This window comes from Pseudomonas sp. TSO6 (assembly GCF_056098905.1).
Genome location: NZ_JBLZWV010000022.1, coordinates 34,844 through 56,715, shown reverse-complemented (window position 1 = coordinate 56,715; position 21,872 = coordinate 34,844). Strand labels below are relative to the sequence as shown.

The 21,872-nt window shown below is 62.0% G+C and carries 20 protein-coding genes; 7 read left to right on the top strand and 13 right to left on the bottom strand.

Translation table 11 applies throughout. The features are described 5' to 3' along the window. Positions 1–61: 61 nt before the first annotated feature. From sixA to ACN6NG_RS07715, 3 genes are read right to left on the bottom strand one after another with little or no spacing between them, the layout of a single operon-like run. A complete protein-coding gene (gene sixA / locus ACN6NG_RS07725) occupies positions 62–520 on the bottom strand; it encodes a phosphohistidine phosphatase SixA (protein ID WP_016498712.1) in 459 nt (152 codons plus the stop codon). Continuing rightward, complete coding sequence (locus ACN6NG_RS07720) at positions 517–864, bottom strand: DUF4389 domain-containing protein (RefSeq protein ID WP_016498711.1); 348 nt, start codon at positions 862–864, stop codon at positions 517–519. Before ACN6NG_RS07720 ends, sixA begins: the two co-directional genes overlap by 4 nt. A 36-nt stretch (positions 865–900) precedes the next feature. Beyond that, a complete protein-coding gene (locus tag ACN6NG_RS07715) occupies positions 901–1,926 on the bottom strand; it encodes an NAD(P)H-dependent glycerol-3-phosphate dehydrogenase (protein ID WP_049276011.1) in 1,026 nt (341 codons plus the stop codon). A gap of 210 nt (positions 1,927–2,136) precedes the next feature. On the opposite strand from ACN6NG_RS07715, the gene ACN6NG_RS07710 reads away from it, so the two are divergent. The 5 genes from ACN6NG_RS07710 to fabB all read left to right on the top strand — a co-directional run bounded on the left by ACN6NG_RS07710 (position 2,137) and on the right by fabB (position 9,057). Beyond that, positions 2,137–4,284, top strand: coding sequence for a TonB-dependent receptor plug domain-containing protein (locus tag ACN6NG_RS07710; protein ID WP_474313394.1), 2,148 nt, complete (start codon positions 2,137–2,139; stop codon positions 4,282–4,284). Then, the gene (locus ACN6NG_RS07705; protein WP_063424487.1) at positions 4,284–5,174 is read left to right on the top strand and encodes a hypothetical protein; all 891 of its coding nucleotides are present in this window, start codon (positions 4,284–4,286) and stop codon (positions 5,172–5,174) included. The genes ACN6NG_RS07710 and ACN6NG_RS07705 overlap by 1 nt, the downstream gene beginning before the upstream one ends. After that, positions 5,171–7,102 carry an ATP-binding protein gene (locus ACN6NG_RS07700; RefSeq protein WP_063424488.1) on the top strand — a complete coding sequence of 644 codons (1,932 nt, stop codon included), beginning with the start codon at positions 5,171–5,173 and terminating at the stop codon, positions 7,100–7,102. Before ACN6NG_RS07705 ends, ACN6NG_RS07700 begins: the two co-directional genes overlap by 4 nt. A 207-nt stretch (positions 7,103–7,309) precedes the next feature. After that, positions 7,310–7,825: a 3-hydroxyacyl-[acyl-carrier-protein] dehydratase FabA gene (gene fabA, locus ACN6NG_RS07695; RefSeq protein WP_016498706.1), complete on the top strand. Its 516-nt coding sequence runs from the start codon at positions 7,310–7,312 to the stop codon at positions 7,823–7,825. Between the two features lie 11 nt (positions 7,826–7,836). Continuing rightward, positions 7,837–9,057, top strand: a complete 1,221-nt coding sequence (gene fabB, locus ACN6NG_RS07690) for a beta-ketoacyl-ACP synthase I (RefSeq protein ID WP_341796330.1) — start codon at positions 7,837–7,839, stop codon at positions 9,055–9,057. A 91-nt stretch (positions 9,058–9,148) separates the two neighbouring features. On the opposite strand, the gene ACN6NG_RS07685 is transcribed toward fabB, so the two are convergent. Further along, entirely contained in the window at positions 9,149–10,153 is a 1,005-nt protein-coding gene (locus ACN6NG_RS07685) for an amidohydrolase family protein (RefSeq protein ID WP_063424489.1), read from the bottom strand. A gap of 117 nt (positions 10,154–10,270) precedes the next feature. Here ACN6NG_RS07685 and ACN6NG_RS07680 point away from each other — a divergent pair, with 117 nt between their 5' ends. Continuing rightward, on the top strand, positions 10,271–11,134 hold the full coding sequence (locus ACN6NG_RS07680) for a pirin family protein (RefSeq protein WP_174371959.1): 864 nt from the start codon (positions 10,271–10,273) through the stop codon (positions 11,132–11,134). Positions 11,135–11,251: 117 nt separating this feature from the next. Here the strand turns inward: ACN6NG_RS07680 and ACN6NG_RS07675 are convergent, their stop codons facing one another. From ACN6NG_RS07675 to ACN6NG_RS07660, 4 genes are all read right to left on the bottom strand, one after another. Further along, complete coding sequence (locus tag ACN6NG_RS07675; RefSeq protein WP_016498702.1) at positions 11,252–11,977, bottom strand: dienelactone hydrolase family protein; 726 nt, start codon at positions 11,975–11,977, stop codon at positions 11,252–11,254. 78 nt (positions 11,978–12,055) lie between these two features. Further along, positions 12,056–13,960: a molecular chaperone HtpG gene (htpG, locus tag ACN6NG_RS07670; protein ID WP_197898428.1), complete on the bottom strand. Its 1,905-nt coding sequence runs from the start codon at positions 13,958–13,960 to the stop codon at positions 12,056–12,058. A gap of 69 nt (positions 13,961–14,029) precedes the next feature. Beyond that, positions 14,030–14,512 (bottom strand): PaaI family thioesterase, encoded by a 483-nt coding sequence (locus tag ACN6NG_RS07665; RefSeq protein WP_474313390.1) that lies wholly within the window; start codon positions 14,510–14,512, stop codon positions 14,030–14,032. Continuing rightward, positions 14,509–14,985, bottom strand: a complete 477-nt coding sequence (locus ACN6NG_RS07660) for a PaaI family thioesterase (protein ID WP_063424497.1) — start codon at positions 14,983–14,985, stop codon at positions 14,509–14,511. The genes ACN6NG_RS07665 and ACN6NG_RS07660 overlap by 4 nt, the downstream gene beginning before the upstream one ends. 154 nt (positions 14,986–15,139) lie before the next feature. Between ACN6NG_RS07660 and ACN6NG_RS07655 the strand changes: the two genes are divergently transcribed. After that, a complete protein-coding gene (locus ACN6NG_RS07655) occupies positions 15,140–15,415 on the top strand; it encodes a hypothetical protein (protein ID WP_049276001.1) in 276 nt (91 codons plus the stop codon). A 66-nt stretch (positions 15,416–15,481) separates the two neighbouring features. On the opposite strand, the gene ACN6NG_RS07650 is transcribed toward ACN6NG_RS07655, so the two are convergent. The 5 genes from ACN6NG_RS07650 to lpdA all read right to left on the bottom strand — a co-directional run bounded on the left by ACN6NG_RS07650 (position 15,482) and on the right by lpdA (position 21,825). Next, on the bottom strand, positions 15,482–16,231 hold the full coding sequence (locus ACN6NG_RS07650) for a DUF599 domain-containing protein (RefSeq protein WP_063424499.1): 750 nt from the start codon (positions 16,229–16,231) through the stop codon (positions 15,482–15,484). A gap of 247 nt (positions 16,232–16,478) precedes the next feature. Further along, on the bottom strand, positions 16,479–17,792 hold the full coding sequence (brnQ, locus tag ACN6NG_RS07645) for a branched-chain amino acid transport system II carrier protein (protein WP_016498696.1): 1,314 nt from the start codon (positions 17,790–17,792) through the stop codon (positions 16,479–16,481). A gap of 373 nt (positions 17,793–18,165) precedes the next feature. Further along, a complete protein-coding gene (sucD, locus tag ACN6NG_RS07640) occupies positions 18,166–19,050 on the bottom strand; it encodes a succinate--CoA ligase subunit alpha (RefSeq protein WP_003254203.1) in 885 nt (294 codons plus the stop codon). Further along, positions 19,050–20,216 carry an ADP-forming succinate--CoA ligase subunit beta gene (gene sucC, locus ACN6NG_RS07635; RefSeq protein WP_008091914.1) on the bottom strand — a complete coding sequence of 389 codons (1,167 nt, stop codon included), beginning with the start codon at positions 20,214–20,216 and terminating at the stop codon, positions 19,050–19,052. Before sucC ends, sucD begins: the two co-directional genes overlap by 1 nt. 172 nt (positions 20,217–20,388) lie before the next feature. Continuing rightward, positions 20,389–21,825 (bottom strand): dihydrolipoyl dehydrogenase, encoded by a 1,437-nt coding sequence (lpdA, locus tag ACN6NG_RS07630; protein ID WP_019472037.1) that lies wholly within the window; start codon positions 21,823–21,825, stop codon positions 20,389–20,391. Between the last annotated feature and the right edge of the window lie 47 nt (positions 21,826–21,872).

Here is a 21,872-nt window from a genome sequence, read left to right as displayed (position 1 = left end):
AGGGGCCATCAAGTGCGGCAACTGACAAAAATGCCAGTTGCCTTATCGATTTGCCGGGGAATCACACCGGTGGGCTGATCGCTCGGAGGGTCATCAGCCCAGCCAAGGGCCACTCCCCTTCCAGCTCCGCCAGGCTGGCGGTGCTCATGGCGGCTGGTTGCTGTTGGTGACCATGCTCCAGCGCACCGATCAGATTCCCCACCAGCGGCTGGTGGCTGACCAGCAGTACATGCTCCAGCCCCAGGCGCTCGATTTCGCCGATGACCTGCTGCACATCACTCTCTGGCGTCAACCAGGGCACGGTACGCACCGGCTCCCTGAAACCCAGCGTGTCATGCACCAGCGCCGCCGTTTGCTGGGCGCGCACGTAGGGGCTGGCGATAATCGCCTGCAGCGGCTGCCCCAGCAGGCGGGCAGCGCTGTGCAGCACCTGCTCGCGACCATGGCCGGTCAGGCGGCGCTCGGCGTCGGTATTGGCCCGCGGTTCCGCCTCACCGTGGCGCAGCACCCACAGCTTCACAGCTTGGGTTCCTCGTCCCGCACCGGGTGCGGGGCCGGTGCCACGGCATGCGGCGCCTCGCCTTCCGGGGCACGCGGTGCTGGCCAGTCGGCAAATGGCCAGGGCTTCTGCTCAGTGTGGAAGCTGCCATAGCGGCCGATCTGCGCCAGGTACTGGCTCAGGCTGTCGCCGAAGTTCATCAGGCTGGCGCTGGGCGCGCCATACACCAGGCGGTAGATGAGTTGCACCAGCACCAGGCCGCCGAGCAGCAATTCGGCCAGTTGCCAGACCACCAGGAACACCAGCATCCACAGCACCCGCAGGATGATCGACTCGCGCTGGGCGCGTTCGGGCGTATCGTTCATGTGTTGCTCCTTGCTCGTGTCAGAGCCGCCAAGGGCTCAGTTGAAACCGCTGATGGAAATGAAATCGACATCGGTCTTGGGCTCGGCACGCATCAGGTGCTCGATCACCTGGTTCAGTGTGCGGCCTTCGAACAGGATGGCATGCAGGCCCGCCACCAGCGGCATGTACACCTGTACCTCCTGCGCCTTGGCCTTGAGCACCTTGAGGGTGTTGACGCCTTCGGCCACCTCGCCCAGGCGGCTGACCGCCTGTTCCAGGCTCAACCCCTGGCCCAGCGCATGGCCCACCTGGTAGTTGCGGCTCTTGGGCGAGGAACAGGTGACGATCAGGTCACCGACACCGGCCAGGCCAAGGAAGGTCATGGGGTTGGCACCCTGGCTGACGGCAAAGCGGGTCATCTCGGCCAGGGCCCGGGTAATCAGCATGCTCTTGGTGTTCTCGCCCATGCCCAAGGCCACGGCCATGCCAGCGATAATGGCGTAGACGTTTTTCAGCGCCCCACCCAGTTCGACGCCGAAGCGGTCGGCGCTGGCGTAGACACGGAAGGTGCGCCCGTGCAGTACATCCTGCACTTGCTGGCAGAGTTGTTCGTCCTCGCTGGCGACCACTGTGGCGGTCAGCGCATGTTCGGCGATCTCGCGGGCCAGGTTGGGGCCCGACAGCACCCCGATGCGGGCGTCAGGGGCGATCTCTTCAAGGATCTGGCTCATCAGCTTGAAGCTCTGCGCCTCGATACCCTTGGTCAGGCTGACCAGGCCCTTGCCCCGCAACAGCTCGGCGTGGGGCGCCAGCACACTGCGCAAGGCACTTGATGGCAGGGCGACGAAGATCAACTCGCTCGCCTGCAAGGTGGCCAGCAGATCGTTGACCGGCTCCACGCCATCCTGCAGGCGGATGCCCTTGAGGTAGCGCGGATTCTCGCGATTGACGCGCATGGCCTCGGCCTGCGCCGGGTCGCGCATCCATTGGCGCACCGGCACACCGTTTTCCGCCAGCAGGTTCGCCACGGCGGTGCCGAAGCTGCCGCCTCCCAGAACTGCAACAGGTTGCTGTTCAGTCATATCCAATCCGTTAAAGCCAAAAGTTAAGTGGCGACCCCGACATTATACGGCTCGCCTGCTACAGAACCAGTGTCAGTCCTGGCCTCTTCGCGGGCAAGGCCGCTCCCACAGGTACAGCACAGCGTTCAGCCGCTGTGAAAGCGGGCTCATCCGGGAAAGGGCCAGAACAGCCGACGCAGATCACTGGAAAATACGCCAAGGTCAGTTACCATGCCTGTTTCAATCCTGATACAAGGCTGCCCCGTGTTCCCTGGCTCGCCCCCGTTCCCGCGCCTGCTGATACTGACTGCCCTGCTCGGTGGCCCGGCCATGGCCGACGACCTGTTCATCGACAACAGCGACCTGCCGCAGGTTCTGACCGCCACGCGCCTGAAACAATCCCCGGCGGCAGTCCCGGGCAGCATGACCGTGCTCGACAGCGAGCTGATCCGCGCCAGCGGCGCCCGCGACATCCCCGAACTGCTGCGCCTGGTACCGGGCATGATGATTGGCTACGGCGCCGGCAACCAGCCGACGGTCAACTACCACGGCAGCAACGCCAGCGAAGCGCGGCGCATGCAGGTGCTGATCGATGGCCGCTCGGTGTACCGGGCTGGCCTGGCCACGGTGGACTGGAGCGACATCCCCCTGGCCATGGAAGACATCGAGCGCATCGAGGTGTTTCGCGGCCCCAACACGGTCAGCTACGGTGCCAATGCGCTGATGGCGGTGGTCAACATCCTCACCCGCAACCCCGCCGACAGCCATGGCACACGGCTGAAGGTGACCCGCGGCGAGGACGGCATCAACGACTTCTATGCCAGCCACGGCTTCGGCTGGGACGGCGGCGACATGCGCCTGTCGCTGTCAGGCCAGCAGGACGACGGTTTCGACCGCGACCAGTTCGGCCAGGATTACCGGGACAGCCGCCGGCTGACCCGTTTCAACCTCAGTGCCAGCCACAACCTGTCGCTGAACCAGACCCTGGAATGGCAACTGGCGGCAAAAGAAGGCAGCAACCAGCGGCCCTATACCTACCAGCCGGTATTCCCCTACGTCACCCAGCGCGGCGACAATGCCGACGTCAATGCCAAGGACTACGCAGGTTCGGTTCGCTGGAACATCGATTTCAACCCCGATCACAGCCTGTATGTGCAGGGTTCGGCACAACACTTCGACCGCCAACAGGTCTGGCGGGCCTGTGATGCCGCACTGTCGTTCAGCCCCGAACTGACCCGGCTGTGGCAGATGAACCCCAATTACGCCGAGCTGGTGGCACGCGGTGCCAACAATCCACCGCCCAGCAACAACCCGGCAGAACAAGCGCTGGTCGATGCCATCAAGGATCAGTGGAACAACCAGGGCGGCAGCAGCGTGGTCTGCGGCGATGTGGACCAGAGCACCCGCGAAACCCGCTACGACCTGGAAATCCAGGACACCCTGAGCCTGACCGACAGCCTGCGCCTGCTCAGCGGCATGAACTACCGCTATGACCGTGCCGACTCGCAGACCTACTTCAACGGCAGCATCGACGACCAGACCTGGCGCCTGTTCGGCCAGCTGGAATGGCGCGCCGACGAGCACTGGATCTTGCAGGGCGGGGCGATGTTCGAAGACTCGCGCCTGTCGGGCAGCTCACTGACCCCGCGCGTTGCGGTCAACTACCTGATTACCCCGCGCCATGGCCTGCGCGCGGTGTATTCCGAGGCGGTGCGCTCGCCCGACATGTTCGAGAACAACATCAACTGGAGCTACACGGTCAAGAACCTCAGCCCCAATGCGTTCGGCCAACAGCACGGTGAGTATTTCGTCAAGACCCGCGGCCCGGGCGACCTCGATCAGGAGCGCATGCGCTCGCGCGAACTGGGCTACAACGGCTATTTCAGCGACCTCGACCTGAGCATGGATGTGAAGCTGTTCTACGACGAGATCACCGGCATGATCAGCGAGCCCCTGCGCAACAACCAGTACATCGCCAGCAACGCCAACAAGGCACGTTTCAGCGGCAGCGAGGCGCAACTGGACTGGCGCCCCACCCTGCGTGACCGCCTGCGCCTGACCTACGCCTATGTCGATGCCTGGGCCAGCAACCCCGACGACCGCCGCCTCAGCGCCCGCAACAGCGGCTCGGCCGGGTGGATGCGCGAATGGGGCGATGGCTGGTCGAGTGCGCTGTTCTACTACGGTGACGATGCGCTCAACCAGTATCGCTACGAGCGCCTGGACCTGCGCCTGGCCAAGCGCCTTCGGGTGCAGGGCAGCAACCTGGAGCTGGCGGCGCTGTGGCAACAACGCCTGGACGACGAGCCGACCACAACCGTTCAGAACCGCTATGACAGCCGCCACCGCCTCAGCTTCAGCGCGGAGCTGGCGTTCTGATGGCCCTGGTGCTGCGCCTGTTGCTGCTTTGCCTGTGGCCATTGGGGCCCTTGTCCGCCAGCGAAATTCTGCTGGTAGGCGCGCAAGACCAGCCCGGCATCCGCACCTTTGTCGCCGCACTCGAAAGCCGTCGGCCGCACGATCATGTGCATTTCCAGACCACTGCCGACCTGCCCCCCCCTGGCAAGCTCAAAACCGACCAGCGCCTGATTCTGCTCGACAGTGCTGCCCTGGAGTGGCGCCTGGGTGAAAACGCCGGCCCGCCAGCCCTGGCCATGCGAATAAGCCGGGTGCAGGCTGAACAGCGCCTGGGAAAGTCGCGCCCGGCGTTTCTCACCTTGCTGTGGAGCGACCCGCCGTTGGGCCGGCAACTGCGCCTGGCGCGCTACCTGCTGCCACAGGCCCAGCGCATTGGTGTGCTGTACGGCGAGCACAGTGGTTTCTTGCTCGAAGAGCTGCGCCATGCTGCCCGCCCGCTGGGCCTGGAAATCATTGCCCAGGACTGGCCCGACCTGCGTGACAGCCGGCCCCTGCAGCACCTGCTGGGTAACAGCGATGTGCTGCTGGGCCTGGATGACCCGGACCTGTACAACTCCAAGACTGCGAAGAACCTGTTGCTGAGCAGTTATGGCCGGCAGATGGCGCTGATCGGCCCGAACGCCGGCTTTGTTCGCGCCGGCGCCCTGGCCAGTACCTACAGCGACCAGGAGGACTGGCTGGCAGTACTTGACCAGTTGCTCGACCAGCCTCCGGGGCGCTGGCCGCGCAGCCTGTATCCGGCCCGTTTCGGCGTCAGTGGCAACCAGCAGGTGGCGCGCGCCCTGGGCCTGCAACCGATCGATCCGTCCGCCGCCGCCAAGGCCCTGGCCGAAGGAGAGCCCACCCCATGAGCAAAGGCCTGAGCTGGGACATCCACACCCGCACGCAAATCATAAGCCTTGGCCCTGCCCTGCTGCTGACCTTGCTGTTGATCAGCTTCTTCACCTTCGTGCGCATCCAGGACCTGCGCCAGGAGCTGAACCACACCGGGCAGCTGATCGCCAACCAGTTGGCCCCGGCCTCGGAGTACGGGGTGATCTCGGGCAACAACGAGGTGCTCGAAGGCCTGATGCGCGCCACTCTCAGCATCCCGCACGTGCGCTTCCTCGAGGTGCAGGACAGCCGCAACCACATCCTTGTATACGTCGAGCAGTCCGACGAAAGCGCCAACCGCGCGCAGCGCGTAGAGGTGTTCCAGGCGCCCATACGCTTGCAGCAAATCCGCCTGGACAGCGACTTCCTGCAGCAGGGCAAGGCCGCCACACCCGCGATCGGCGATGACTACCTGGGCCGGGTGATCGTCGGCATGTCCGATGACGCCTTCAGCCAACGCCAACAGGAAATCGTGATCAAGGCCGGCATCCTGGCGCTGTTCGCCTTGCTGTTCACCTTCTTGCTGGCGCGCCGCCTGGCCCTGAGCCTGGCCAAGCCGATCAGCGACATGGGCCATGCGGTCAAGGCCATACAGCAGGGCCAGTACAACACCCCGCTGCCCGTGGTCGATGATAGCGAGCTGGGCCACCTGGCCCGCCATATCAACAACCTGGCCAACGCCCTGGAGCAGGCCAGCGATGAACAGAAGCAGGCCATTGCCGAGCTGATCCAGGCCCGCGAGGAAGCCGAACAAGCCAACCGAGCCAAATCGGACTTCCTGGCGATGATGAGTCACGAGCTGCGCACCCCGATGAATGGCGTGCTGGGCATGCTGCAGCTGCTGGAAACCACGCAGCTAAGTACCGAACAGGCCGACTACACCGCAGTGGCCAGCGAATCCACCGGGCATTTGCTGAAAGTCATCAACGATATCCTCGACTTCTCGCGCATCGAACGCGCTGCGCTTCAGCTGGAACACATCAATTTCAACCTGGGTGAGCTGATTACCAGCTGCGTCCTGTCGTTCCAGCACAGTGCCCAGCAGCGTGGCCTTGGCTTGCACCTGCAACTGCCGGCCGACATCGAGCAGTTGCAAGTGAACGGCGACCCCACGCGCATCCGCCAGATCCTGCTGAACCTGGTCGGTAACGCACTGAAGTTCACCGAACGCGGCCAGGTTCAGGTCGAAGCACGCTGGCAGGTGCTCGACCGGCAGTTGATCTGGCTCACCTGCAGTGTGCGCGACACGGGTATCGGGATCGATAGCGACCGCCTGGAAATGATGTTCGTGGCCTTCCAGCAGGCCGACAGCTCGATCTCCCGCCGTTATGGCGGCACCGGGCTGGGCCTGTCGATCGCCCGCACCTTGGCCGAACGCATGGGCGGCAAGCTGCGCGGTGAAAGCCGCGAAGGCCTGGGTTCTACATTTACCCTGGAGATGCCGCTGGCCCTGGCCAGCCCTCCCCCCAGCCAGCCGACGTTGCAAACGCACGCGAAAACGACGGCGCCCGGCAGTGATCAGGTGCTGCTGGTAGAGGACAATCCGGTCAACCAGAGCGTCATCGAAGCCATGCTGCGCAGCCTGGGCCTGGCGGTATGCACAGCCGAAGATGGACTTGAGGCCGTCGACCTGGTCAGCCGCCAGCGCTTTGCCGCCGTGCTGATGGACTGTCGGCTGCCGCACCTGGACGGCTATGAAGCCACCCGGCGTATCCGCCAATTGCCCAACGGCACCGGGTTACCGATCATCGCCCTGACTGCCAATGCGATGCAGGGTGATCGCGAGCGTTGCATGGCAGCTGGCATGGACGACTACCTGAGCAAACCCTTGCGCCGTACCGAGCTGCAGCAGGTGCTGGAACGCTGGTTACCCGGTCAGACAACCGCGACTGGCGATAAATGCTAAAGTGCGGCAGTCTTAAACACTGGACAGGACCATCATCGGACCTGAAAATAGACGTTTCAGTGCACACCTGTACTTCTTTCACAGGGTGCACTGTGACTTTCACCACAACGCAATAGTCTACCTGTAGGCTGCCGTCTTGAACGCGATGCGTATCAGGCCGGCCGGGAAGATTCATCCCCTGCCGCAGGGGGTTATTGAGGAGCTCGCATGACCAAACAACACGCCTTTACTCGGGAAGACCTGCTGCGCTGCAGTCGCGGTGAGCTGTTCGGCCCAGGTAATGCGCAACTGCCCGCGCCGAACATGCTGATGGTCGATCGCATCACCCATATCAGCGAAGAAGGCGGCAAGTACGGCAAAGGTGAATTGGTCGCCGAGCTGGATATCAACCCGGACCTGTGGTTCTTCGCCTGCCACTTCGAAGGCGATCCGGTCATGCCGGGCTGCCTGGGCCTCGATGCCATGTGGCAGCTGGTAGGCTTCTTCCTCGGCTGGCAAGGCCTGCCGGGCCGCGGCCGCGCCCTGGGCTCGGGCGAGGTGAAATTCTTCGGCCAGGTACTGCCAGAGGCCAAGAAAGTCACCTACAACATTCAGATCAAGCGTGTCCTGAAGGGCAAGCTGAACATGGCCATCGCCGATGGCTCGGTCAGCGTCGACGGCCGTGAGATCTACACTGCCGAAGGCCTGCGGGTCGGCGTGTTCACTTCCACTGACAATTTCTAAGGGTTATTCGCATGCGCCGCGTCGTTATCACTGGTCTGGGCATCGTATCGTGCCTGGGCAATGACAAAGCTACCGTCACCGAAAACCTGCGTAAAAGCCGTCCGGGTATCCGTTTCAACCCGGAATACAAGGAAATGGGGCTGCGCAGCCAGGTTTCCGGGTCCATCGACCTCAACCTCGAAGAACTGATCGACCGCAAGGTATACCGCTTCGTCGGCCACGCCGCGGCGTACGCCTACCTGGCGATGCAGGACGCGATCAAGGACGCAGGCCTGACCGAAGAGCAGGTTTCCAACCCGCGTACCGGGCTGGTAGCTGGCTCCGGCGGCGCCTCGACCCTGAACCAGATGGAAGCGCTGGACACCCTGCGCGAGAAAGGCGTCAAGCGCGTTGGCCCATACCGTGTCACCCGCACCATGGGCAGCACCGTTTCGGCGTGCCTGGCCACCCCGTTCAAGATCAAGGGCCTGAACTACTCGATCTCGTCGGCATGCGCCACCTCGGCACACTGCATCGGTACCGCCCTGGAGCAGATCCAGTGGGGCAAGCAGGACATCGTCTTCGCCGGTGGCGGTGAAGAAGAGCACTGGAGCCAGTCGTTCCTGTTCGATGCCATGGGCGCCCTGTCGACCAAGCGCAACGAAACCCCGGAACTGGCGTCGCGTGCCTACGATAACGACCGTGATGGCTTCGTCATTGCTGGCGGTGGCGGCATGGTTGTGGTCGAAGAGCTGGAACACGCCCTGGCCCGTGGCGCCAAGATCTACGCCGAAATCGTTGGCTACGGCGCCACTTCCGATGGCTACGACATGGTTGCCCCGAGCGGCGAAGGCGCCATCCGCTGCATGCAGCAGGCACTGTCCACCGTCGACACCCCGATCGACTACCTGAACACCCACGGCACCTCGACCCCGGTCGGTGACGTTGCCGAGATCAAGGGCGTTCGCGCAGTATTCGGCGACAAGGCACCGAAGATCAGCTCGACCAAGAGCCTGTCGGGCCACTCGCTGGGCGCCGCTGGCGTGCACGAGGCGATCTACTGCCTGCTGATGATGGAAAACAACTTCATCGCCGGCTCTGCCAACATCGACGAGCTGGACCCGGAGGTCGCTGACCTGCCGATCCTGCGCAAAACCGAAGAAAACGCCAAGATCGATACGGTCATGAGCAACAGCTTCGGCTTCGGCGGCACCAACGCCACCCTGGTGCTCAAGCGCTGGGAAGGCAAGTAAGGCGCTGATGCGGTAAACGAAAACGCCCCGACTGGTTCGGGGCGTTTTCATTTGTAGCCTGGGCCGGCGATAGGGCCAGTCCAGGCAACCCTTATTTTCGCCTGGGCAGTACAGCCAGAAAGTTATCGCGGGCTACTTTGTTCGCCACATTCTCAGGCAAAGCATCCAGAAACGGCCTGAACCCGTGCATCTGCTCCCCCAGGCTGCCAAAGCGCCCCACCACATCCGACCCCAGCATGAACCGCTCCGGGTATTTCTCGACCAATGCCACCCAGGCCTTGCGCGGCACGCCCTTGTCATCCAGCAGATAGGGCTGCAGCACACTCCACGACAGGTCGACATACAGATTCGGGTAATCCTCCAGCAACCGCGTCAGCACCGGGAGCAAAAAGTCCATCTGCGTCTGGTGCCGGTGGATCTCCATGCTGCTGCCGGCGTGCGCCCAGATGAACCGCGTGTGCGGGTGATTGCGCAGCGGCTCTTCGATCTCTGCCAGGTACAGCGGGTTACGCTCGCGTTTTGAAGTGATATTGGAATGCAGCAGTACCGGCAGGTCCCGCTCGGCCGCCAGATGGTAAATGCGCGTCATGGCTTCGTTGTTGGCGCGCGGCGTGTCGCCACTGGTCAGCGCTGTCAGGTCATCGTGGCGGGTGAAAACCTCGCCGATTCCCTCCCACAGCCCCGGGTACATATCGAGCATGCGCTCGATATGGCTGACAGCGTTCTTGTCCACCGGGTTGAAACCCGTCAGGAACGGATGAAAGCGTTTGCGCTGCTCTATCGGCAACTGCTGCAGGGCGGCCGCCACGTACGTATCGGTGGCGCTGTACCAGTAGGCATCGGCATCGTCACCGGCGTAATAACGCGGGCGCTTGGGCTCGTCTTCATGCCATTTCTTGGCCACCGGTATGCCGGAAATCATCGACTGCTCGATGCCTGCGGCATCCATGGCCTTTAGCAACGCCGGCATGCCTTCGCTCTCCTGGAAGAAGTCGACGTAGTGCAGGTGGGCATCGCTGTAGCGGTAGTCGCGTGCCTGTGCCGCCTGGCACAGCCAGCCAGACAGCAACACGCAGGCCAGCGCTCGGGCAATCATGGGCAGCTTCCTTCTACGGGTATGGAAACAGTAGACCGGCCGGCAAACGATACGGTTCAGCCGCACCAGGCAAACCGCTATGCTTGAGGCATTTCCACCGCGCCTGGAGCCCACCCCATGAGCAGCCCCCTGATCATCCGCCCACGTGCCGAATCGGTCGAGGGCCAGCCGATCCTGCGCCCGCTGCCGGCAGCACAGTGCCGTAGCGTCGGCCCGTTCGTGTTCTTCGACCATATGCTCGAAACCGACTATGCCCCGGGGCATGGCATGGACATCCGCCAGCACCCGCACATCGGCCTGTCGACCCTGACCTACCTGTTCGAGGGGGCGATCCTGCACAAGGACAGCCTCGGCTCAGAGCAGCGGGTGCTCCCCGGCGATGTCAGCTGGATGACGGCTGGCAGCGGCGTGGCCCATGTCGAGCGTACGCCGGCAGATGCCCTGGCCCATGGTTCGCGCCTGCACGGCTTGCAAGTGTGGCTGGCTTCGCCGCGCGCGCACGAACAAGGCCCGGCGAGCTACAGCCACCACCCGGCGGCGAGCCTGCCGGTGAGTGACCACCTGGGGGTACGCATCTGCATGATTGCTGGCACCGGGTTCTGCCTGGAGTCACCGGTGCCGGTGCTCTCCCCTACCCTTTATGCGCACGTACAGATGCAACCGGCGACGACGCTGCTGATACCGGCTGAACACGAGCAGCGGGCGCTTTACCTGCTGGATGGCGAGTTGCTGCTGGGCGATGAGGATGTGGAGCCTTGCAGCCTGGTGGTGCTGCCGGAGGGCGAGGACGTGACGCTGTATGCGGACGCAGAGTGCCAGTTGGTACTGATTGGCGGGGAGCCACTGGATGGGCCGCGGCGAATGAACTGGAATTTCGTGGCAAGCGACCCGGAACTGATCGAGCAAGCCAGGGCACGGTGGGCTGCGGGGGATTGGCCGGTGGTCCCGGGGGAAACTTCAAGGATCGAGTTGCCCCGGTAATTTCGGGGCTGCTGTGCAGCCCAATCGCCGGCAAGCCAGCTCCCACAAAGAGCGGCGTACGCTGTGCCAGTGGGAGCCGGCTTGCCGGCGATGGGGCGCAAGGCGCCCCCTGCTATATCAGCGCTGGAACACTTCTGTCAGCAGGTTGTGCATCGCACGGAAAGCCCGTTCCGAGGTGCGGCGGTCATACTGCATCTTGCCCGGCACATTGGCATTCGGGTCGGTAAACGAGTGCACCGCCCCGCCATAGCTCAGCAACTGCCAGTCGACCTTGGCCGCGTTCATCTCCTCCTCGAACGCTGGCAACTGCTCTTTCGGCACCAACGGGTCGGATGCACCATGCAACACCAGCACCGAGCCCTTGATGTGCTTGCCATCTTCAGGCTTCGGGGTGTCCAGGGTGCCATGGAACGACACCGCCGCACGCAGGTCGGCACCACTACGAGCAAGCTCCAGGGCACAACAGCCACCGAAGCAGAAGCCGAACGTGGCAACCTTGCCAGGCTCCAGCAGCGCCTTCGACTGCCCCAGCAGTTGCGCCAGGGCTTCCTGCATACGCTTGCGCAACTCGCCACGGTCGTTTTTCAGCGGCATCATCGCCGCACCGGCCTCGTCGGCATTGGACGGGCGCACCGATTGGCCATACAGGTCGGCAATCAGCACCACATAACCCTTCTCGGCCACTTCCTTGGCGATGCGCTCGGCACCTTCGCCAATGCCCATCCAGTTCGGCGCCATTACCAGGCCTGGGCGGCCCAGCGCCCCTGGCTCATAGACCAGGCGGCTTTCGTAAGCCTTGCCGGACAGGTGATAAACCAGCGATTCGACGATTACCTTGCTCATCAAGCACTCCTTAGGCACTTTCGATAAAAAGCCCGCCATGAAAAAAGCCCGCCGAGGCGGGCTTTCCTTTACATCAACTTAAACAGACAGCTCTACCAGCAGCTTGTTCAGGCGACGAACGTAGGCCGCCGGGTCCTTCAAGCTGTCACCGGCCGCCAGGGCCGCCTGATCAAACAGAATGTGCGACAGCTCGGCGAAGCGGTCTTCGCTCTGCTCGTTGTCCAGTTTCTCGATCAGCGGGTGGCTTGGGTTGAACTCGAAGATCGGCTTGGACTCCGGTACTTTCTGCCCGCTGGCCTCCAGAATCTGGCGCATCTGCAAGCCCAGGTCCTGCTCGCCAATGGCCAGGATCGCCGGCGAGTCGGTCAGGCGGTGCGACACGCGCACGTCGGCCACGCTGTCACCCAGCGCGCCTTTCAGGCGCTCGACCAGGCCTTCCTTGTTCTTGGCGACTTCTTCCTGGGCTTTCTTGTCTTCTTCCGAATCCAGGTTGCCCAGGTCCAGGTCGCCACGGGCGACGTCGACGAAAGCCTTGCCGTCGAACTCGTTGAGGTAGCTCATCAGCCACTCGTCGATACGGTCGGTCAGCAGCAGCACTTCGATGCCTTTCTTGCGGAAGACTTCCAGGTGCGGGCTGTTCTTGACCTGCGCGTACGACTCGCCGGTGAGGTAGTAGATCTTGTCCTGGCCTTCCTTGGCGCGAGCCAGGTAGTCGGCCAGGGCAACGCTCTGCTCGCCGCTGTCGTCGTGGGTGGAGGCGAAGCGCAGCAGGCCGGCGATCTTCTCTTTGTTGGCGAAATCTTCGGCCGGGCCCTCCTTCAGCACCTGGCCGAAGTTTTTCCAGAAGCCCTTGTACTGCTCGGGTTCGTTCTTCGCGAGCTTCTCCAGCATGTCCAGCACGCGCTTGGTCAGCGCGGTCTTCATCGACTCGATGATCGGGTCTTTCTGCAGGATTTCGCGGGACACGTTCAGCGACAGGTCGTTGGAGTCGACCACACCTTTGATGAAGCGCAGGTACAGCGGCAGGAACGATTCGGCCTGTTCCATGATGAACACGCGCTGCACGTACAGCTTCAGGCCGCGCGACGCTTCGCGCTGGTACAGGTCGAACGGTGCACGGGCCGGGACGTACAGCAGCGAGTTGTATTCGAGCTTGCCTTCGACCTTGTTGTGGCTCCAAGCCAGCGGGTTTTCGAAGTCATGGCCGATGTGCTTGTAGAACTCCTGGTATTCCTCGTCCTTGATCTCGGTACGCGGACGGGTCCACAGGGCGCTGGCACGGTTGACGGTTTCCCACTCTTCGGCTGGCTGCTCTTCGCCTTCGGCGGCAGCCTGCTCCTTCGGCAGCTGAATAGGCAGGGCGATGTGGTCGGAGTACTTCTTGACCACATTGCGCAGGCGCCAGCCATCGGCGAACTCTTTCTCTTCCTGCTTCAGGTGCAGGACGATGCGGGTACCGCGCTGTGGCTTGTCGATGGTGGCGACTTCAAATTCGCCCTCGCCTTTCGACGACCAGTGCACGCCTTCGGCAGCAGGCTGACCGGCGCGACGGCTGTACACATCGACCTTGTCGGCCACGATGAACGCGGAGTAGAAGCCCACACCGAACTGACCGATCAGATGCGAGTCCTTCTTCTGGTCACCGGTGAGGTTCTTCATGAAGTCGGCGGTGCCGGACTTGGCGATAGTGCCAAGGTGAGCGATGACATCTTCGCGGCTCATGCCGATGCCGTTGTCCTCAAGGGTAACGGTACCGGCATCCTTGTCGAAGCTCAGGCGAATTTTCAGCTCATCGCCACCTTCAAGCAGCTCTGGCTTGGCCAGGGCTTCGAAACGCAGTTTGTCCACGGCGTCGGAGGCGTTGGAAATCAGTTCCCGCAGGAAGATTTCCTTGTTCGAGTACAGCGAATGAATCATGAGGTGCAGCAGTTGCTTCACCTCGGTCTGGAAGCCCAGCGTTTCCTTTTGTGTTTCCACAGTCATGGTCTTCGAAACTCCGATCTGATTGCAGTGGCGCCTGGCGGCCGGCTCGGCCTGCGTTAACGGCGGATGTCATTCAGATGGGGGCTGCCCGGATGATTTCAAGGGCTTTTCCGGCTCGATCTTGAAATGCGCTCGGGCAGTGGCAATTGGCGCCTGCCTGTCGCCCTGCCAGGCGGTGACGGCCACATTGGTCACCCGGCGGCCCTGGCGCCACAGCTGGCATTGGGCGTAGGTATCGCGAAAATGCCCGGCGCGCAGGTAGTCGATGGAAAAATCGATGACCTTCGGGATACTCGCGCTTTCGCTGTAGATCCGCAGGTACAGCGCGGCGGACAGCTCCATGAAACCCGCAATCACACCACCATGGATGGCAGGCAGCAACGGGTTGCCGATGTTGTCGGGGTTGGCTGGGAGGCGGAACAGAAGGTCATCGCCGTGGCGCTCGCATTCGATGCCAATCAGCCCTGCGTAGGGAATCAGTGCCAGCAATGGCCGGTAATCACCGACCGCGTGGGCGGCGTTGAGTTGCTGGCGAACCGCGTACGGAATCATGCGCCGCCCTCCTTCAGGTCATTGCCGAACCGGATACCGCCCTTGATCTCCTGGCCCAGGCGCATGAAGGTCCCCACCACTTGGCAGATCGGCTGGTCGGGGTCGTCCTGGTAGGCGGTGCCACGGGTGAAGATCACGTCGCGGGTAACCCGGTAGCACTGGGCGTGGCCGTAGATGTCCTTGCCGGCTTCGGCCGGGTGCATGTAGTCGATGCGCAGATCCAGTGTAGGGCACACCTCGAAGCGCGGCAGCACGCACAGGGTGGCCATGCCGCAGGTGGTATCCATCAGCGTGGTCAACGCCCCGCCATGTACCGCGCCCGTTTGCGGGTTGCCGACAATGGCCGGCGACCAGGGCAATACCAAGGTCATGCCATTGGTATCCGCCTGGGCCACACGCATGTTCAGCAACTGGCAATGTTTAAGGGCCGAGAGAAAACGCTCGGCCATGGCCATCAAGGTTGAATCGCTCATTCGCTGTTTCCACCCGCACTGCCGCAGCGGCATAAAAATGTTAAAAAGTCCATATAGAACGGGGCGTTATATATCTGTAATCTTCGTGGAACTTATTCCGCGTAGTTAGACTCGAAGGAACAAGTCACTTATTCCACCAAGGAGAAACACACCCATGCGTAAACCTTTTGCTTTTGCTCTGATGCTGGCCGCTGCCATGGGCCTGGCCGCTTGCGATAAAGCGAGCGAGGACAAAGCCCAGGACGCACAGCAACACGCCGAGCAAGCCCAGGAGAAAGCGGGCGAAGCTCAGGATAAAATGAACGAAGCCGCCAAGGAAAACGCTGAAGCCGCCAAAGATCAGGCTGAAGCCGAGCAGAAGGCTGCCGAAGAAGCCGCGCCGGCCGCCCCTGCGCCAGGAACTGCTCCGGCAGAACCTGCCAAGCAGTAATTGGCTAAAACAAAAAACCCGACACTGTCGGGTTTTTTTATATCTGCAGTTTACGGATTAAACGTTTCAGTTACCCGTGGCCGTACTTTCCCGGGCCGGTTCACCCGGCACACTTTCCGTGGGCGTGAACACCATCACATCCAGCACATCCGAATGGAACTCGCGCCGGTAGAGAATCAACACTACCCCCACGCTCATGGCCATGAACAACCACGGGCTGATGAACCAGCTCAACATGGCCATGCCGAAGTAATACGAACGCAGGCCCAGGTTGAACTGGTTGGCGGCAAGTGACAATACCCGCGCCGCCCGCGAGGCGAATGCCTTGCGCTCCAGTTCGTTGACCAGCCGCTCCCCGATCATGGGCGCCGAACCCACCAGCACCGCTGCAAAGTTGTATTGGCGCATGCACCAGCTGAACGTGAAAAACGCATAGACGAAGACCGTGGCCAGGCACAGCAGCTTGATCTCCGACATGCCCTGGGAGGTCTGCTGCACCAGCGGCAAGTCGGCCAGCAGCGACAGCGCCCGGTCGGAGGCACCGAGCACGGTAAGGATGCCGGCGAGGATGATCAGCGTGCTGGAGGCAAAGAACGACGCGTTGCGTTCGAGGTTGCCGATCACGCTGGCATCGGCGATACGGTTGTCGCGCAGCAGCATGCGGCGCATCCAGTCCTCACGGTACAGGTGCAACACGCTGGCAAGGCACGCGGTGTCGCGGCCCTTCCAGATGGCATAGCGGGTATAGCCACCCCAGCACAGGGCAAACCAGGCGATAGCCAGCAGGTTGTTGAGGTTGCTTTGGATGAAGTTCATGCAGGGTTCCCGAAAGGGCCAGATGCCTAGAGGATAGGGATCAGGTTTCGACGCTGGCAAGCGGCAAAAGACACAGCTGCACAGCGAAATCTGCATGGCTGGCGCAATCAGCTGTAAGAACGCAGGGCAAAGGGGTTGCCCAAAAAAAGCCCCGCATCCTTTCGGATACGGGGCTTTCGAGTCTTGGCCCTTGGCGAGCACCCTTCGGCTTGTGGCCGGTGCCGCCCTCAGGCTTCAACTTTTCAGGTCAGGCCAGCGCCTCGCGCGGCTTGCCAAGCATGCGGTCGCAGGCCACGGCACCAACCAGGGTCACCACCGAAGGCACCAACCAGGCAAGGCCCTGGTCGCTCAGCGGCAAGTGCGCCATGAAGTCCGGCAGCACGTGGGCAATGCTGCTGCCCTTGATTGCGTCGACCATGCCGAACAAAAGCGACACCAGCATCACCGGCGCCAGGATGCGGGTCGGCGAGTTCCACAGGTCTTTCACGAAGCTCAGGCCGACCACCACGATGCAGGGTGGGTAGATGGCGGTGAGTACCGGGATCGAGAACATGATCAGCTTGGTCAGTCCCAGGTTGGAGATCAGCAGCGAGGAGCCTGCCAGGATCACTACCAGCGCACGGTACGACAGCGGCAAGATCTGGCTGAAGTACTCGGCACAGGCGCAGGTCAGGCCAACCGCAGTCACCAGGCAAGCCAGGGCGATGAGTACGGCGAGGAAGCCGCTGCCCAGCGAGCCGAAGGTGTGCTGCACGTAGGCATGCAGTACCGCCGCACCGTTGGTAGCGTCAGCCGCGATATCGTGGCTGCCGGCACCCAAGCGGAACAGGCTGATGTACACCAGGGCCAGGCCGACACCGGCGATCAGGCCGGCGATGATGGCGTAGCGGGTGATCAGCTTCGGCGACGTGACACCGCGCGAGCGGATGGCGTTGACGATGACGATACCGAACACCAGGGCACCCAGGGTATCCATGGTCAGGTAGCCATCGGAGAAGCCCTTGGAGAACGCGGCGGCGGCATAGGCCGGCTGTGCTTCACCAATGGTCCCGGCCGGCAGCGCGAAGGCAGCGATGCCCAGCACGGCCAAGGCGATGATCTTCAACGGTGCCAGGAAGCGGCCGACGGTGTCGAGCAGCTTGCCCGGGTACATGGACACGGCCAGCACCACGGCGAAGTACACCAGGCTGTAGATGAACAGCGCCAACGGGCTTTCACCGGTCAGCGGTGCAACACCTACTTCGAACGACACGGTCGCCGTACGCGGGGTGGCGAACAGCGGGCCGACCGACAGGTAGCACACAGCCGCCAGCAGGCCGCCGAAGAATTTGCCGATCGGGCTGCTCAGGGCATCCATGCCGCCACCGACCTTGGCCAGGGCGACCACGGTGATGACCGGCAGACCCACGGCGGTCACCAGGAAGCCTAGTGCTGCCATCCAGACGTGCGGGCCGGACTGCAGACCGACGATAGGCGGGAAGATGATATTGCCCGCGCCAACGAAAAGCGCAAACGTCATAAAGCCAAGCGCCAGGATATCCTGGCCTTTGAGAACTTTCATTTAAGGTAGTACCACACTGCTGAAATCGGGATTCGAGAAGGGATTTCCCCAGGGGTGAGGGAAATGCTGCCCGGCTTGATAGGCCAGACCCGTTTAGCGTGTCGTTCCCTTTTGGGGAGCGGGCACAGAGTGGCGCGTAGATTAACCGTTTTACCCGACAAACGCACTGTTACAGTGCTGCTTGTCCGATGTGCGTACATGTTTGTCGTCTGGATATCTGTGCCAAGCGATAATTTATTGCCAATTAGCGTGAATGTCTGGTGGAAAAACCTGATAGGAACTATCGAATGTTCCATGTCGATAAAATACCCGGCGCAACAACGACAAAGGCCACCCGAAGGTGGCCTCTGTGCGCGTGGGGGGTGTAGCAGTATTACTTCTTGGCTTCCCAGCCAGTCAGCTCGGCCAGGGCCTTGCCGATGTCAGCCAGCGAACGCACGGTCTTCACACCAGCGTCCTGCAGGGCGGCGAACTTCTCGTCCGCAGTGCCTTTGCCGCCAGAAATGATGGCGCCAGCGTGGCCCATGCGCTTGCCCGCAGGTGCAGTAACACCGGCGATGTAGGAAACGACTGGCTTGGTCACGTGGGCCTTGATGTAGGCCGCGGCTTCTTCTTCAGCCGAACCGCCGATCTCACCGATCATCACGATCGCTTCGGTCTTCGGGTCTTCCTGGAACAGCTTCAGGATGTCGATGAAGTTGGAGCCCGGGATCGGGTCACCGCCGATGCCGACGCAGGTCGACTGGCCGAAGCCGGCGTCGGTGGTCTGCTTCACAGCTTCGTAGGTCAGAGTGCCGGAGCGCGAAACGATACCGACCTTGCCTGGCAGGTGGATGTGGCCTGGCATGATACCGATCTTGCACTCGCCCGGGGTGATGACACCTGGGCAGTTAGGGCCGATCAGGGTCACGCCCAGCTCGTCGCACTTGACCTTGGCATCCAGCATGTCCAGGGTAGGAATGCCTTCGGTGATGCAGACGATCAGCTTGATGCCGCCGAAGGCAGCTTCCAGGATCGAGTCTTTGCAGAACGGAGCAGGTACGTAGATGACCGAAGCGTCAGCGCCGGTAGCTTCCACGGCTTCCTTGACGGTGTTGAACACCGGCAGGCCCAGGTGGGTGGTGCCACCCTTGCCTGGGGTTACGCCGCCGACCATCTTGGTGCCGTAGGCGATGGCTTGTTCGGAGTGGAAAGTACCCTGCGAGCCGGTGAAGCCCTGGCAGATGACTTTGGTGTCTTTATTGATCAGGACGCTCATTACTTGCCCTCCGCAGCTTTGACAACTTGTTGAGCAGCGTCGGTCAGGCTGGTTGCCGCAATGATGTTCAAACCGCTTTCTGCCAGTACTTTAGCGCCCAGTTCGGCGTTGTTGCCTTCGAGGCGAACCACAACCGGAACTTTAACGCCGACTTCTTTCACTGCACCGATGATGCCTTCGGCAATCATGTCGCAACGAACGATGCCGCCGAAGATGTTGACCAGAACGGCCGCGACATTGCTGTCGGACAGAATGATCTTGAAGGCTTCGGTAACGCGCTCTTTGGTAGCACCGCCGCCAACGTCGAGGAAGTTGGCTGGCTTGCCGCCATGCAGGTTGACGATGTCCATGGTACCCATGGCCAGGCCGGCACCGTTGACCATGCAGCCGATGTTGCCTTCCAGGGCCACGTAGTTCAGCTCGAAGCTGGCAGCGTGGGCTTCACGAGGATCGTCCTGCGACGGGTCGTGGAAGGTTTTCAGCTTAGGCTGACGGTACATGGCGTTTGCGTCGATGTTGATCTTCGCATCCAGGCAGTGCAGGTCGCCGTCGGCCTTGATGACCAGCGGGTTGACTTCCAGCAGGGCCAGGTCGTGTTCTTTGAACAGCTTGGCCAGGCCTACGAAAATCTTGGCGAACTGTGCAACTTGCTTGCCTTCCAGACCCAGCTGGAATGCCAGTTCACGACCCTGGAACGGCTGAGCGCCGACCAGTGGATCGATAGTAGCCTTGATGATCTTCTCAGGAGTTTCGTGAGCGACTTTCTCGATGTCCACGCCACCTTCGGTGGAGGCCATGAACACGATACGGCGGCTCGAGCGATCGACTACAGCGCCCAGGTACAGCTCTTTGGCGATGTCAGTGCAGGATTCGACCAGGATCTTGGTCACTGGCTGACCGTTGGCGTCGGTCTGGTAGGTTACCAGGCGCTTGCCCAACCATTGCGCAGCGAACGCCTTGGCGTCTTCCTTGCTGCGAACCAGCTTGACGCCGCCCGCTTTACCGCGACCACCTGCGTGAACCTGGGCTTTTACAACCCACTCGGAACCGCCGATCTTGTCGCAAGCTTCTGCTGCAGCTTCAGGGGTATCGACTGCGAAACCCTTGGAAACTGGCAGGCCGTATTCAGCGAACAGCTGCTTACCCTGATACTCGTGAAGATTCATGCTTTTTACCGTCTTCGTTAGGTACTGCGCTTCGGCGCTGCGCCATTACTGGCGCCGCACCACCTGTGACCGTTGACCCCGGGTTTTCCCGTGTGATCCGGTCCGGCGGACGTTCCGCGGTGAGTCATGCACGCAAGACTCACGACGGGCTGCCCGCCGTGGTTTCTTATAATTAACGCTTCTTACGGTTGGCCACGTGAATGGCGCCGCCATTCACCGCCAGCGCTGCTTCATGCAACGCTTCGGACAGGGTTGGATGGCTGAAGACCATCATGCCCAGATCCTCGGCACTGGTGCCGAATTCCATTGCGATTGCACCCTGCTGCACCAGTTCGGCAGCCGATGGGCCAATCACGTGTACACCCAGAACGCGGTCGGTCTTGGCATCGGCGATGACCTTGACGAAACCACCGGTGTCGTTGGCTGCCATCGCACGGCCGCTGGCCGCGAACGGGAAGGTGCCTACGTTAACCTCAACACCCTCGGCCTTCAAGGACTGTTCGGTCTTGCCGACCCATGCAATTTCCGGGTGGGTGTAGATAACCGACGGGATCAGGTCGTAGTTCATCTGAGCCTTGTGACCCTTGATGCGCTCGACAACCATGATGCCCTCTTCCGACGCCTTGTGGGCCAGCATCATGCCGCGTACCACGTCACCGATGGCGAACACGCCCGGAACGCTGGTGGCGCAGTGATCGTCGACGAAGATGTAGCCACGCTCGTCGATGGTCACGCCGCTGTCGGAAGCCAGCAGGTCGGTGGTTACAGGGCGACGGCCGACCGCAACGATCAGCTTGTCGAAGGTGATCTTCTGCTCGCCTTCGGCGTTGGTGTAGGTCACTTCGACTTCGTTGCCGTTGACTTTCGAGCCGGTAACCCGAGCGCCCAGCTTGATGTCCAGGCCTTGCTTGGTCAGGGTCTTCTGGGCTTCTTTCGACACGGCAGTGTCGGCAGCCATCAGGAAGGTGTCCAGGGCTTCCAGGACGGTGACTTCAGCACCCAGGCGAGCCCATACCGAGCCCAGCTCCAGGCCGATCACGCCGGCACCGATAACGCCCAGGCGCTTCGGTACGGTCTGGAATTCCAGGGCGCCGGTGGAGTCGACGATGACGTTCTGGTCGACCGGAGCCGGTGGAATGTCGATCGGGCGCGAGCCGGAAGCCAGGATCACGTTGTCGGCTTCGATGACTTCGGTGGTGCCGTCAGCCTTGGTGACTTCGACTTTCTTGCCAGCCAGCAGCTTGCCGTGGCCCTGGATCGAAGTAACGCCGTTGGCCTTGAACAGAGTGGCAACGCCACCGGTCAGGTTCTTGACGATGCCAGCCTTGCGGCCAACCATCGCGGCGACGTCCATCTTCACTTCGCCAGTGGAGATACCGTGGACGTTGAAGCTCTCTTTGGCTTCCTTGTACTTCCAGGAGCTGTCCAGCAGCGCCTTGGAAGGAATGCAACCTACGTTCAGGCAGGTGCCGCCCAGGGCCAGCTTGCCCTCGGCGTCAGTGTACTTCTCGATACAGGCAGTCTTCAGACCAAGTTGGGCAGCCTTGATGGCAGCTACATAGCCGCCAGGACCTGCACCAATCACCACTACGTCGAATTTCTGGGTCATAAAAGATTCCTTATCAGCAACTAGCTACAAGCCGCGAACCGCGCGGC